Below are 14,780 nucleotides of genomic sequence, written 5' to 3'. Positions count from 1 at the left end.
GAGTGTTATTCTACCCATGCGTCTTCAACCAGATCGATATCCTTTACTTTCTGAAGAAAATCAGGGTTTGACGGTGCAGACATCTGAGGGTTTGCTTTAACAATGTAAGATGTATTGTCTACATCTACATGAAAATATACTGAACAATTACCCTGTACGCCAAATAAAAAATCTTTCAGCTGAGTAATTTCCTGGGGACTTGAATAGTTCTTGCTGTTTATTTTTATGTGCAGCTGCGTTATTGATTTTACTTTCAGGGATTCTATGTTTTCAAGAGAATCTACAAGGAATGAAGCTTTTTCTGATTCACCGTCAGTCCTTAAGTCTGCTTTTCCTTTGAGGGCATATACCTTTCCGTCTTCAAGCTTATCATGCAGTTGTTCCCATACGTTTGGAAAGAAGGTTAAGTCCATGTCACCCTTGAAATCTGAAAGCTTTGCAAATGCCATAGGTTTGCCTTTTTTTGTTATTATGGATCTTATTCCCTGAATCATACCTATTGCAATGTAGGATGCTCCGGCATTTCTTGCCTGCCACTGATTTCCTCCGGACGTGATTGCATCTTTCAGGGATTTAGTTTCTTTTGCAGCACGCATGAGCGTATCGCTGGAAACTGTAGCACTGTTTTCTATAATGCTTCTCCAGTCATCAAGGGGGTGTCCGGAAACGAAACAGCCTATGAGTTCCTTTTCCATGTTGAGAAGTTCCATTTTAGGCAGTTCTTCTACTTCTTCCCATTTGAAATCTGCAAATTCCTTGATACCTGCATCTTCAAAAAGACTGGCCTGTCCGTTTTCTGAGCCAAGATGCTTTTTCTGTTCATATTCAATTGCCCTTTCATAGTTTAATATAAGGGTTGCACGGTTTTTATCGAGTTTGTCAAAGCCTCCTGTTTTTATGAGGACTTCAATAGCTTTTTTGTTTACGGCAAGTTTAGGTCCCGGAGCTTTTTCTGATTCATCTTCAGGAATTTCATCTTTAAGAAAGAGGACTCTGTCTAGAAAATCTATAAAATCTTTGTAAGGACCGTTTTTTTCTCTTTCATGAACAATTGCTTCAGAAGCTCCGTTTCCCATTCCTTTAATACCGCGGAGACCGAAAATTATGTGTCCGTCAACTACGTCAAAGTCAGAATCACTTCTGTTTACGTCAGGAGGATCTACTGGAATACCCATTCTTCTTGATTCTTCGATGTATGCAGGAAGACCGTCTGTTGAAGTAATTTCATTGATAAGGTTTGCGGCCATGAATTCAGCAGGATAGTTTGCCTTAAGCCATCCTGTTCGATAGGCAAGAACAGAGTAGGCTGCCGCATGTGATTTGTTAAAACCGTATCCGGCAAACGGAACCATAATATCAAAAATTTCTTCAGCGTGTTTTGCTTCAAATCCTTGTTTTACGGCACCTTCAACAAATTCTTTTTTCTTTCCCATCATTACTTCAGGTTTCTTTTTTCCCATGGCACGGCGAAGCATGTCTGCTCCACCAAGAGAAAAGCCTGCAATTTTTTGGGATACCTGCATAATCTGTTCCTGATAAACCATGACACCATAAGTTTCCTTAAGGATTCCTTCAAGGCATGGATCAGGATAGTGGATTGTTTCCGGTTTCCATTTTCCGTCGATATAATTCGGAATGTAATTCATAGGTCCCGGACGGTAAAGAGCGTTAAGGGCTACCAGGTCTTCAAGCTTTTCCGGCTGAAACTGGCGGAGGATTTTCTGCATTCCGGGACTTTCAAACTGGAATACCGCTACAGAGTCTCCTCTTTTAAAGAGGTCGAATGTTTTTGCATCAGTTTCGCTGACTTTATCACAGTGAAATTCCGGTTCACCTTCCTTTCTGTGCTTGTTTATGATTCGTTCTGCATAACGGATCAGGGAAAGAGTCTTTAATCCAAGGTAGTCAAATTTAACAAGTCCGCATGGTTCAATAATATCCATTGTATACTGAACGCCGACTTCACCGGTCTTAGGATCCTGAAAAACCGGAGCCCAGTTAGGAAGTGCCGTAAGTCCGATAACCATACCGGAGGCATGAAGACCTGTGTTGCGGTTTACGTTTTCCAGTTTTTCAGCTATGTCAAACAGACGTTCGTATTTCGGATCATGACGGTATTGGGCAAGCTGTCCGCCGCCTTCTGAAGCAGGAAATTTTTCTGTTTCCTGAAAGGCATCCTTAAGTTTTGCTTTAGGAGAATCAGGAACTAAGCTTTTTAACATGTTTACTTCTGACAGAGGAATGTTCAGTACGCGGCCAACATCTGCAATTACCTGTTTTGGTTTAAGCGTACCGAAAGTTACGATATGTCCTACCTGAGGATCTCCGTAAAGATCTCTGGTATGCTGAATTATGTCCTGTCTGTAGTCGAAGTCCATGTCAACGTCAAAGTCCGGCATGGAAACACGTTCAGGATTAAGGAAGCGTTCAAAAATAAGCTTGAATCGGAAAGGGTCAATATCTGTAATTGTCAGACAGTAGGCTACAAGGGAACCTGCTCCTGAACCACGCCCCGGACCTATAGGGATATATGGCTTGGGCCTGTTGTTTACATTGTCCCAGGTGGATTTAGACCAGTTGATGAATTCCCATACGATCAGGAAGTAGCCTGAAAATCCCATTTTGAAGATGATTCCCAGTTCATATTCTGCACGCTGTCGTATTTCCGGAGTTATTTCAGGATATCTGGCCCGCAGTCCTTTTTCTACAAGATAGCGGACGTAATCATCCTGGTTTTTTGTATAGTCATCTCCATGTGTCTGGAATTCTTTAGGAAGTTCAAATCGTGGAAGACAGTCTTTTAATTCCTGGGTTTTATACTGATGAATGGTAAGATTGCACATATTTGCAATCTTTATCGTGTTTTCAATCATTTCCGGATAATCCGGAAAAAGCTGCCTCATCTCTTCTTCAGTTTTAAAATACCATTCACTTCTGCCTTCTCCCATTGTAAGGTGCGGCTGATCCAGCAGCTGCTTGAATCCAATGCAGCGTAATGCATCCTGTGCCTCGGCGTCATCTTTTTCAACATAGTGAATGTCGTTTGTAACAACCATGGGAATATCCAGCTCTTTTGCCAGCTTTATGAGCATAGGAGCAACACGTTTCTGGTCCTCGAGTCCGTGATCCTGAAGTTCGATATAGTAATGGTCAGGTCCAAAAAGGTTTTTATATTTCAGGGCAACTTCCCTTGCTTCTTCTTCCCTGCCAGCCATAAGAAGCTGAGGAATTTCTCCCTGAATGCATGCGCTGAGACAGATGAGGCCTTCATGATATTTTTCAAGCAGTTCCCAGTCTATGCGCGGTTTTCCTCTGTAAAGTCCTTCTGTAAATGCAATTGAAGAAAGCCAGCTCATGTTTTTGTATCCGGTTTCATTTTCGCAGAGGAGAATCAGGTGAAAATAGTGGCATCCTTTTCCGTTTTTACCATAAGGAGCATCTTTTTTTTCAAGGTGGCTTCCGTATGCAACGTAAAATTCTTCTCCGACAATAGGATTTATACCGTTTGCATGGCAGATATGTTCAAAGTTAAGGACCCCGAACATGTTTCCGTGATCAGTAAGGGCAAGCGCCGGCATGTTGAGTTTTTTTGCTTTTGCAATAAGCTTGTCCAGTTTTGCACAGCTGTCCAGAAGGGAATAGTCTGAATGAACATGAAGGTGTACGAAATTTGATACCGGAGTTCCTTCCGGGGCGGGGTCAAAAATGTGTATATCTGCCATAGTCCGGCAATTATAGCAGTTTTTTATTTTGAATTCATCTGTTACACTGAAAATATGAAGCATGTAAGTAAAAAATTTGTTCTGCTTCCGGCAGCTGCAGTTTTATTTTTTTCCTGTTCTTCAGAAAGGGAAGCCTCTTTGAGTTTTATGGCCATGGATACCTTCATGACTTTAAAGTGCCGTGCTGAAGAGCCTGAAAAACTTAATCAGGAAGTAAAAGCAGAAGTTGAGCGGCTGGAGGCATTGTTTTCAGTTACTGATTCTCAAAGTGATTTTTACAGGGTGAACGATGCTGCGGAATATCCGGTTATTGTAAGCGACAGTACCCGTGACCTTCTGGAACTGTCTGTTAAGTATTCTGAACTTACGGACGGGGCTTTGGATATAACCATGTATCCTGTTCTTCGTGAATGGGGATTTACTAACGGAAATTATCATGTTCCGTCTTCCGATAAGATAGATTCGCTTTTAAAGAATGTCGGATACAAGAATCTGAAGCTGGACGGGAATTTTATAACGCTGAAAGAAGGACAGATGCTTGATCCTGGTGCCGTAGGCAAGGGGTATGCAGGAGATGCTGCAGTTGAACTGTATAAAAAAAACGGTGTCAGGTCGGCTTTAATTGATCTTGGCGGAAACATTCAGCTCCTGGGAAAAAAGCCGGATGGAAAAGACTGGAGGGTTGCACTTAGAAATCCCTGGGGCGGTTCACCGGTACTTACTGTAAAAGTACATGACTGTGCTGTAATTACCAGCGGCGGTTACGAAAGGCACTTTGTTGCTGATGACGGAAAATCATATATTCATATTTTTGATCCTGCAACAGGACGACCGGTCGATAATTCCCTGGTTTCTGCAACGATAATAGCAGAAAAAGGAGTGTACGCGGATGCTTTGAGTACAGCGGTTTTTGTAATGGGAGAGGAAAAAGCCTTTGAACTGTGGAAGAAGTGTTCTGATTTTGAAATGGTACTTTTGAAAAATGACCGGTCTGCCGTTTATACAGAGGGACTTGAGAAAAAGCTTGAGATGGATTTTGATTTTACTTCGGTAACAGTTTTGAAACGAAAATGATATTATACTCAGGATGGATGTAATACATTTACAAAAAGGCTAAAATATAAGAAAATTAAACGTGATTCATAAGAGAGGTTTTAATGTCATCGTCGTTGAAGACATTGTTTAGTCTTTTAATATCAGTTTTTCTCACCGTTGCCTGCATGATGTTTATTTTTGCAGGAGGAATAAAATTTCTTGAAGTGAATTTTTACGAGCCCCGTGTTTTAGAAAACATAGACAGCCGCTTAAAGAAAGTGGATTCAGCTTTTTCAGAATATACTTCAGAGATTGAAAAAAATACAAGAAACTATATTGCAGAAAAAAGCGTTCTTTCATATTTCAGCAGGGAAGTCCCGGAAACAGTGGGAATTGAAAGGACAGACATTACGGGACGTTTTTTTGAGAATAATCCGGGCCTGGAAGGAATAAGGCTTGTAGAAACAGAGGGAAGACGCATTCATTACAGTTCCTTTCCAGATGATGTGCTTCGGGAAGATGATGAAGTTGTTTCCTACAAAAACTATGATGCAATAAATGAAATTGATTATCTGCTTACCGAAAGCAATTCAGAACCGGGAAACAGGATTCACGTATATTTTGACGGAGAACGTAACAGGATAATTTACAGCCTTCCGTTTTATGATGAGTTTTCAATTTTCCGGGGAAGTTTCGTTTTTTATTATTCAGGAGACGATTTTACAAGGTTTTTAGTGAATCATGATGTTGTTTCGCTGAATGTCCGGGGCGTGATTGTTGGCGGAAAGGGTGTTGTGTTTTCTCTGCCGGTTGTGGGAAGAGATCTTCTTCTGGAACAGATTGAATCAAAATGGACCAGAAACATTACCGGTGTAGAATCTCTGGTGAGAACTGATAAAGATACTCTGGTTCTCGTAAGTCACAGCGGCGGGATTTTTTGCGGTGAAGTCTGTCCTGAGAGTGATTTCATTTTTTCAGACGGAGAAAGGACGCTTCTTGTTATAAGTGTGTTTATAACTTTGTTTTTGATTATTTTTATAATTTTTAATCTCCGCCATGATGATTCAGTCGTTATTGATTCAAGAATAAAGAGGTTTCAGTATTCGTTGCTCCGGGAATATATTGACCGTAAGGATAGTGCAGACTGGGCTTCCATGGTTAAAGATATTTCACGCCGAAAGATTGAATTGAATGGAGAAATTAAAAAGAGCCTGGGACGCCGCGGAAAACTGTACAGTCAGCAGGTAGATGAACTTTTGGATAAAAGCTGGGCTGAGGTTCTGGGAGCACTTGCAGCTGCTTCCGGGGCAGGAGAAGTTGTTTACGGCAGACAGCAGGATGAGAAACCTTCTGCAGAATTTACGCATTCTCATGTTGAAGAACCGGCTGAACTGGAAGAGCTTCCTGAACAGGAACAGATTGAAGATGTAATGCCCCTTGAGGAACTTGAAGGTCTGCCTGAAGCAGAGTCTGCTGATGAAGTAGGTGAGCTGGAAGAACTTGAAGACGCAGAGGAACTGGAAGATGCCGGAGAACTTGAGGAACTTCCGGAATGTGAGCCTGAAGTTAAGAAACACGATTTGCCTGTAGAAAATATTGAGCCTGTAATAATAAAAGAACAGACTCTGGATGAATTCAGGGCAGAAAATGTACTGGAGCAGGAAGATACTGATGAAAATGAAGAGATAAAAAAGCGCCGTATGGAATCAGAGCAGAAGTTTTCTGTAATTCCGCTGGATTTTACCGATTTGGATTCAATTTCTGGTGAAAAATCTTTAGAAACTGCCGATATGGATAATATACAAAAATGACAGAAAATAAGGATTTAAAAACTATGAATTCAAAAAACTCTTCACATGGTCTTTTAAGCAAGGCATTGGAAATAAAAAATGCCGCCATTATCGAAAACAAGGACGGCATTGCATCTATTAATCAAAACTTTCATTCAGATTTTATAAACATAGATCCTGAATTCAAACGACTTGTTGATTCAGTTTTGCGTTAAAATCAGGGCTTTAATCCTTCTACAAGAAATTCTTTCGGTAATTTAGCAGGAATTCCTCCGTTCTTTACGCTTGCCCATGTTACATCAGCTTCTGCACATACAGTTCCGTCTTCCTTACGGATAATCTGGTGCAGGGTTCCGCTGACAGCGCCAAGTTTTACGGGAGTTGTTTCTATAATTATTTTATCGTTAAGAAATGCGGATGCTTTGTAATGAATGTCCACATGAGTTACATAAAGAAAGTATCCGGCTTTTACAACATCATTGTAAGGGAAGCCTATCTGATTAAGATAGTCCATTCTTGCAAACTCAAGATAATTAAGATATACGGCATTATTAACGTGGGAGTAGCTGTCGCATTCATATGAACGGACTGTAAGAAAGCTGGAACACTTCATTTTAATCTTCCTCTACTTTTACCTGAAAGTTCTGCATGAGCTGCACGAACCCGAATATTTTTTTGTATACATCAACGCACATTTGCTTGAGACGACCTTCTGCAAAGTGATCCAGATCTTTCCAGTTAAGAAGAAGTTCACTTCTCGGCATTTTTACAAAATCTTCCAGAAGCATTTTAAGATTGCGGTCAAAGATTACAAAATTCTGTACGGCAGAAATTATGCATTGAGCTGCCATGTTATTGGCATCTTTAAGTGTAGTCTGGATTATTCCTTTCGAATCCCGGTCACGGTCTGCACGGGGAAGATGGGTTTTTATTTTTATACCCCAGTCTGAATTTTCTCCCATGTGGTTGTCTAGAACAGTTATTTTTTCATTAAGTTCCAGAAGCTGATGAAAAGCTTCACTCATAGGTGTGCTCATCTGCTGGTTAGACCATTCACCGCGGATTACAAGGATGTCAGAGATTTCCCGCACTTCTTTTTTTGTGTATTCAAGAAGGAACTGCTTCAGATAACTGAGGGGAGTAGCATAAAGATACGATCCGATTCCCTTGCGTTCAAGAATATCACAGTTTGAATCGTTGTAGTTCTTCAGTTTAGGAATTGCATTTGTTCCAAAAACCTGAGAAAGAAGTGAATCAACCTTACTTGCAGCCTGTCTTTTTTTTATTGCATCCAGGGCAGCGTCAGACTGTTTGCGTATCTGTGAAAGATAATCGTCGGCAATATGCAGGTCTTCAGTTTTATAAGTGTCTTTATAAGCAGGATTTGAAGAAATGAGCTGAATCATCATTTCAAAAACATGCTTGTCTTTTATAGTGCGGATTTTTGCAAGAATACGGCGCCAGAGGTTCGGAGCTATGATATCCGTGCCTTTTATAAATTTTAAAAGCTTAAAGACATCATCCCAGTCTGCGTCAAAAGGAATTCCCCACGCGACATCAATAAAGTTTTTAAGGTCTTCTGCGATATAGGAACTGTTGATTGCCTGAAATCTTGGCTGTGCAGAAAAATTATGTTCCTTGAAGCTGCTGTCAAATTTTTTAATGATGAAATAGTAGTCGTAAGTACAGAGATTCATCATTACGATAAGTTTTGTATAAAGTGTATCGATTTTTGTAAGTTTTGTGTTGTCAAATTCTGAATTAAAAGATTCAATGTCTTTCTTTACTTTTTCAGAAAGTTCTTTAAGAGGCATTTTTTTGCCCAGGTCATTTATTGCATCTTCCGTAAGATTGTCAATAATCTGCTTCTGATTGTCAGAAAGCATGGAGTTGATGACAACGTTTTTCAGTGCATTTGGATTTGTTTCCTGAAAAGCTTTCTGTGCGTTGGACAGGGTTTTATAAATGTCATAAAAGAATTTTGCAAGTCCCGGTTCTGCTTCATGACTGCCGGATTTGTAAAAACGGAATTTTGTTTTCTGAAGGTTTTTTGCAATGTTTTTGAGAATACGCTTCTTCTGCGCTTCAGGATCATTTCCTCCAAAAAGAGAGGCGAACAAATTAGAAAAGAAACTGCTCATATCTGATACTATATAAAAATTACGTGAGTTTTGAAAGTACGTGCAGCAGTGCAGAAAACAGCCGTTCATTTAATTCTGACTTTTACATCATCTCTTCTTAAACAAAAAAATATGTGATACAATGTATCTTATGTCAGAATTATTAGCTCCAGCCGGAAATCCGGAAGCATTAGATGCAGCAATCGGTGAAGGTGCCGATGCAGTTTATTTAGGACTTAAAAGTTTTAATGCAAGGCTTCGTTCCTCAAATTTTGCATGGAATCAGTTTGAAGGTGCGGTTAACAGCCTTCACAAGATGGGAAAGAAGATTTATGTAACTGTAAATACAGTCTGTGAGGAATCAGAGACAGAGCGGCTTTATCGTTTTTTGAATTATCTTAATAAAATAAAGCCGGACGGACTTATAGTGCAGGATTTTGGTGTTATCCGCATGTGTCAGGAATTTGCTCCGGATCTGGAACTTCATGCTTCAACTCAGATGAATGTTGCCAGTGCAGCAGCTGCAAACCTTTTGTGCAAACAGGGGCTTAAGCGTGTAGTAGTTGCACGTGAACTGGGACTGGAAGAAATAAAAAACATAAAGGCAAACACGAATGCAGAGATAGAAATGTTCGTTCACGGAGCTCTCTGTGTCAGTGAAAGCGGGCTCTGTCTTTTTTCAAGTTATCTCGGCGGAAAAAGTGCAAACCGCGGTATGTGTACTCAGGCATGCCGTCGTCTTTACAATGCAGAAATTCCGGGGTCAGTAAGCAGCGGTTATTATTTCAGCCCGTGTGACCTTCAGCTTATAGATCATATTCCTGAACTCATGGAGGCCGGGGTAGACAGCTTTAAGATTGAAGGCCGTATGAAAAGTGCAGAATATGTAGGTGCCGTAACGGCCGCTTACAGATTCGTCATGGATCATTATAAAGAAGACCGTAAGGGTGTTATTGCAGAAGGAAAGCGTATTTTAAGTACGGATTTTGCCCGTTCAAAAACAGATTACTGGTATGGCTTTAAGGATATTGGAGAAGGTGTAGATAACGCCGGAGCAAAAATACTTAATCCTAAACAGGCTGGCGGAACAGGTATTTATCTCGGAAAAATCGCATCTGTCCGTGAATCTTCTGAAAGTGAGCGCAAGATTTCTGAAGCCGGAAGACCGGAACCTAAAACAGAAGAAGAACGTAAGGCAAATTTCATTCAGATGGCTGTAATAAAAGGCGGTTCTTATGATCCTGATGCAGGAGACAGTATAAGGCTTCATAAAAAAGATGATACCGGACGTGCAAGTCATAAAGTCCGGGTAATTACGACTGACGAAAAGGGTAACCGCTGGATAGATATTCCTCTGGGATTTAATCAGGGGGACAGTGTGTATCTTCTTCAGACGAAATCCATGTCAAAGAGGTACAAGAGGGTTCTGCCTGTAGATCTCACAGGTTTCAGAAAACAGCCCGGTCCGGAACGTCTGCCTGTTCTTGATCTTACGCCTCTGGCAAAAAATGAACTGAACTGGTTTCCGGAAGGAATATATGTTCAGGTTTCTACGGTAGCAGATGCTCATGTAGTGCAGGCCCTTCATCCTGTAAAATATATACTTGAACTTAACTCTGATACTGAATATGACCTTCTCAAAAAAGACAGTGCTGAAAAGCCGGTACTTCCGTTCAGTAAGAAAATGGTGGTGATAAGTCTTGATCCTTTTGTGCCTGCAGGAACGGAAGCAAAACTCCGCCAGACGCTGGATCTCCTTATAGAAAAGGGGTATACGGCATTTATTGCAAATAATCTTGCTCATCTGGCCATGCTTCGCGGTAAGAAGGTAAATGTAATTGCAGGCCCGTATCTGTATACGTTTAACCGCTGGGCTGTAAGTTTCCTCGAAAATCAGAATGTAATGGCACTGCAGACTCCGATAGAAAATTCTGAACGGAATCTGGAACGTATTTTTGAATCTTCTTCGGAGAGAAGCCGTGTTCTGGTTTCTGTATTCTCTTATCCTGCTTTGTTCAGGCTCAGGTTTAAGCTTCCTGAATCTTATGACTTCACATATTTTTCAGATAAGGAACGGATGACATTCAAGGTTAATTCTACACCGGACGGTTCTTTCGTTATGCCTGAATCTCCGTACAGTATCGTAGATAAAATGGTTTCGCTGAAGAATAAGGGCTGGTCCCGTCAGCTTATCGACTTTTCAAAAACCCGCGTAACAAGAAGTGATGTTAAAACTCTTATCTCGCTTATTAATAATCATCAGCCTGTACAGGGGGCTTCAAGATTCAACTGGAAAGACGGTTTCTATGATCCTGAAAAGATAGAAGCATTTCAGCAGAGCGCAGCCCGTAAAGAACAGGAAGAAAAATCCGGGGTAAAACATTCTCAGAAGCGCAGTCCGAAAAGAAAAACAGGACGCAGATAATTCTGACTTCATAAAAGTTGTTGCTTAACAGGTACTGCGTATGAAGTACATCTCCCGAATTTGAATAAACAGGGATTTATTTCAGGGGATGTACTTCAACGCAGCTGTTTTTTTTATTCAGATATTTTTGTCAGCACAAGTTTTTTGCCGCAGAAAAAATTCAGCTTGATTTTCTTTCCCGAGATTTCTTTCAGTATTTCCGGTACTTCCGTAAAGGTAAAAACCGTATACCCCTCTTTAAATCTTCCCTCAGAAGAGGTTATGACAGATGAATACTTACCGCTTACCGTACCTTCAGGCAGATAGGTTTTATGATCAAGCAGCAGTCCTGAAAAATTGGTTTCGTTGAATTCCGGAACAAAGATGTATTTATGTTTTGATTTTTTTTCTACAAACGAAAACTTATTTCCGTAAAAATCATAGATGAAGCTGTCATCAGAACCGTAGTAGTTGTCGCTTTTAGAAGTCCTGAACCTGCAGGACGGAACATAACTCAATGTCAGGGATTCGCCTTCTTCTTCGTATTCAAAAGTCAGGCAGGTTGAAAACTCTTTTTCTGAAATTTTCCTGATATAGTCTTTTGCAGTGTCAGGAATGTCTTCTGTTCCAAAAAGGGATTTGTAAATACCGATACAGTCTTTGTAGTATTCAGAAGGTGTGCAGCATTCAGTTCCGCTTTTAAAGAAACCTATGCCTGACATATAGAGCTGATTTTTCAATGTGTTGTAGCTGTATCTGTATCGTGCAGAAGGCTGCCAGTTGTCTGTTCCTTCATTTTCTTCCGATCCGTCTTCTTTTAGATTTTTGTAAATGAGTGCCGTGTCTTCGTAAAAAACAAAGCGGGTAGCATTGTCTTCAAAAATCAGGTCTCTGAAAGGGTTGTCTCCAATATTTTCAGGAAGAGTGCATTTTTCAAACAATTCAGGCTGTTCTTTTGATTCAGGCTCATTGCAGCCGGTAATAACCATGCCTCCGCATGCCATGACTGCAAGAGTCATGGATTTTATAAATCTTGAGTTTTTCATAATTTGACTCCAGTTAGAAACTAAATGTTGGATTTTTTGTCAGGCAGACTCAGAATGCTAATTCTCCTGATTCCTGATCTTTTTGAGTGGCCTGCGCAGCTTCTGCAAGCATGGCAAGTTTCTGTTTTTTTGTAGGGCCTGGAAGTTCAACATTATCCGCAGTTTCCTGTACCGGTTCTTCATTACCGTCGGCATCTTTTTTGTTAAAGTACTTAAACTCAATATGTTCTGCTATTACCTTAATCCTGCTGTTTTTTTTACCGTCATCTCCTGTCCATCTGTCCTGCTTAAGACGGCCGACAACCCTTATTCCTCTTCCTGTCGGACACCACTTTTCACAGGCATCAGCCAGATTTCCGTAAGTGTCAATTTCGAAGTAAGAAACTTCTTCGTCATTTTTCCCTTCCCGGTTTTTAAATCGGCGGCTCACGGCAATCGGTACCGTACAGACTCTGAAATTCCCGTCAAAAGTACGCTTTTCAGGCTGTCTGCATACGTTTCCTTCTAAAATAATTTGATTCAGTGCATTCATAATATACCCTCTGCCGCAAATGCAGCACATTTAGAATTTTAGAAAAATTACCCGGCGCCAGAGTTTTATTTTCCTGTATATATATTTTCACTGAATTTTCAAAATCCCCACAAATCAGCAGCATTTTCTGTAAATTTTTATAAAATAAATTACTTCGGCTATAGCCGTAATTCCCCAGCTTATAGGAAACAGCAGGAACAGGGATTTTATAGTCATAAAATGTTTAAAAATCGTGTATATCCAGAAAATCCTGAAAACGCAGCTGCCAAGAATTATTATGACGGAAGGAACTGCAGTTTTCCCGAGCCCCCTGGAAGCAGAAGTCGTTGCATCCATTGGAGCAGAAATCCACATGGAAAGGGCCATTATGACCAGCCTTGTATATCCTCCTTCAATAACCTCTGCATTACTGTTGAAAAGTCCTATGAATTCCCTTCCGAATGCCAGGAAAAGACCACCGAAAATCAGACTTACAGCCGCTGCATATCCGGTGCTGATAAGATAACTTTTTAATATCCTGTCTTTTTTCTGCGCACCGAAATTCTGTCCGACAAAGCTTGCCCCTGCCGTATAAAAAGCTGCCATGCAGTCAAAAGTAATGCTTTCAGCATTATGAGAAGCTGCACATCCTGCAACAACAGCCGCATCGAAATGGTTGACCCCTGTCTGAATAAAAATATTTGCAACGTAAAAAACTGCATTTTGAAATCCCGCCGGAATCCCCAGTTTCATAAGCTTAAAAAAAATATTTCTTGAAAGATAAAACTGAGCGGGGTTTAGCCTGATTTTTCCGCTGAATTCCGTCTGTTCTCCCGAGAAGTTTTCATCAGTTCCGGCATTTTCTGAAAATCTGGTCTTACGGTCAGGAATTTTGTCCCCATTTTTCTGAAATACAATGCCTTTTTTAAGAACAGAAATGACAAGAACCGCACTGACATATTGAGAAATCACCGTTGCCAGCGCAACACCGGCAACAGAAAGCTTAAGCACAATTACAAAAATCAGGTTGAGGATTACGTTCAGCACCCCGGCGCATGAAAGTATTATGAGAGGTCTTTTAGTATCACCCCCGGAAGTCAGTATCCCGGAACCAAAGTTGTATACCGCGGCAGCAGGAACTGCAAACATATAAATTCTGAAGTACAGGACGGCATTTTCAAGAAGCTCTACCCTGGTCTGCATCAGTATCAGGACGGGTTTTGCCAGTAAAAAACCGGATGCAAAGAAAATACACCCCCAGAGAATACTGAACCAGAATGAAGTCTGAACGGTTTCATCAAGCAGCTTCTGATTACGGCTTCCAAGAAAAAATGCAGACAGTACGTTGATGCCGCTTCCAAGTCCTATAAGAAAACCTGTAAAAAGAAAAATCAGCATGGAAGTAGAACCTACGCTGGCAAGAGCAAGTTTACCTGCAAACCGACCCGCAACGATTACATCCGCCATATTAAAAAGCACCTGCAGCAGATTTGTAATCATGAGAGGAATACTGAAAAGCAGAATGTTTCTATATAGAGAACCATTTGTAAGTTCGATTTGATTTTTCATGGCAACGTTATACAGTTTTGTACAAATCATTTGAAGCAGCATTTCTAAAATAACCTGCTTTCTGGGGCTTTCCCTCCCGGCCGGTCCTGCGCAGCAGGTGCTCCGGACGCGCTTTGCGCCCCCTCCAATCAGGGCTGGCATAAAAAAAGTCAAAAAAAATGCAGAAAAATAACATTTCTATATTTTTTTTTCAGTACTGAAAAAGCCTGAAACCCGCATAAATAAAGGCTTTTTGAAGAAAAATAAAAAAAATCAAAAAATTTCAAAAAAAATTTAAAAAGTTGTTGACATAAAATCGAATCGGATATATATTCTTCATCACTCAGCAACAACAGCTGAACAGCTTTTTGAAAGCACTAAGGATGGAAAGAATACAACAGTAGAATGACAAAGAGTGATATGTCAGCACAGCGAAGAAAACTACGATTTCAGGAGAAATCCTGAAAACCTAAAGATTTCTTTTAATGAAAGCTTGGGAAGAATTAAAATGGTAATCTTTTGCCCTTCGGGGCTTTAGAATAATCATGGAGAGTTCGATCCTGGCTCAGAACGAACGCTGGCGGCGCGTCTTAAGCATGCAAGT

General features: G+C 40.6%; 10 protein-coding genes. 4 read left to right on the top strand and 6 right to left on the bottom strand.

Annotated features, from left to right (window positions below):
* Positions 1–5 precede the first annotated feature (5 nt).
* Positions 6–3,722: a DNA polymerase III subunit alpha gene (gene dnaE, locus HNP77_RS04645; RefSeq protein WP_184652010.1), complete on the bottom strand. Its 3,717-nt coding sequence runs from the start codon at positions 3,720–3,722 to the stop codon at positions 6–8.
* Between the two features lie 54 nt (positions 3,723–3,776).
* Here dnaE and HNP77_RS04640 point away from each other — a divergent pair, with 54 nt between their 5' ends.
* The 3 genes from HNP77_RS04640 to HNP77_RS04630 all read left to right on the top strand — a co-directional run bounded on the left by HNP77_RS04640 (position 3,777) and on the right by HNP77_RS04630 (position 6,762).
* Complete coding sequence (locus HNP77_RS04640) at positions 3,777–4,796, top strand: FAD:protein FMN transferase (protein ID WP_184652009.1); 1,020 nt, start codon at positions 3,777–3,779, stop codon at positions 4,794–4,796.
* A 185-nt stretch (positions 4,797–4,981) separates the two neighbouring features.
* Entirely contained in the window at positions 4,982–6,568 is a 1,587-nt protein-coding gene (locus HNP77_RS04635) for a hypothetical protein (protein ID WP_184652008.1), read from the top strand.
* Complete coding sequence (locus tag HNP77_RS04630; protein ID WP_184652007.1) at positions 6,565–6,762, top strand: hypothetical protein; 198 nt, start codon at positions 6,565–6,567, stop codon at positions 6,760–6,762. Before HNP77_RS04635 ends, HNP77_RS04630 begins: the two co-directional genes overlap by 4 nt.
* Positions 6,763–6,764: 2 nt before the next feature.
* Here the strand turns inward: HNP77_RS04630 and HNP77_RS04625 are convergent, their stop codons facing one another.
* Positions 6,765–7,160: an acyl-CoA thioesterase gene (locus HNP77_RS04625; protein WP_184652006.1), complete on the bottom strand. Its 396-nt coding sequence runs from the start codon at positions 7,158–7,160 to the stop codon at positions 6,765–6,767.
* A 1-nt stretch (position 7,161) separates the two neighbouring features.
* Complete coding sequence (locus HNP77_RS04620; protein ID WP_184652005.1) at positions 7,162–8,688, bottom strand: DUF5312 family protein; 1,527 nt, start codon at positions 8,686–8,688, stop codon at positions 7,162–7,164.
* Between the two features lie 130 nt (positions 8,689–8,818).
* Between HNP77_RS04620 and HNP77_RS04615 the strand changes: the two genes are divergently transcribed.
* Positions 8,819–11,092 carry a peptidase U32 family protein gene (locus HNP77_RS04615; protein WP_184652004.1) on the top strand — a complete coding sequence of 758 codons (2,274 nt, stop codon included), beginning with the start codon at positions 8,819–8,821 and terminating at the stop codon, positions 11,090–11,092.
* Between the two features lie 113 nt (positions 11,093–11,205).
* On the opposite strand, the gene HNP77_RS04610 is transcribed toward HNP77_RS04615, so the two are convergent.
* The 3 genes from HNP77_RS04610 to HNP77_RS04600 form a co-directional block, all read right to left on the bottom strand.
* The gene (locus tag HNP77_RS04610; protein WP_184652003.1) at positions 11,206–12,117 is read right to left on the bottom strand and encodes a hypothetical protein; all 912 of its coding nucleotides are present in this window, start codon (positions 12,115–12,117) and stop codon (positions 11,206–11,208) included.
* A 49-nt stretch (positions 12,118–12,166) separates the two neighbouring features.
* A complete protein-coding gene (locus HNP77_RS04605; RefSeq protein WP_184652002.1) occupies positions 12,167–12,649 on the bottom strand; it encodes a single-stranded DNA-binding protein in 483 nt (160 codons plus the stop codon).
* Positions 12,650–12,763: 114 nt separating this feature from the next.
* Complete coding sequence (locus tag HNP77_RS04600) at positions 12,764–14,197, bottom strand: MATE family efflux transporter (RefSeq protein WP_184652001.1); 1,434 nt, start codon at positions 14,195–14,197, stop codon at positions 12,764–12,766.
* Positions 14,198–14,780: the final 583 nt, after the last annotated feature.

The organism is Treponema rectale (genome assembly GCF_014202035.1).
Classification (GTDB): domain Bacteria; phylum Spirochaetota; class Spirochaetia; order Treponematales; family Treponemataceae; genus Treponema_D; species Treponema_D rectale.
This window is presented reverse-complemented; position numbering and strand designations above follow the sequence as displayed.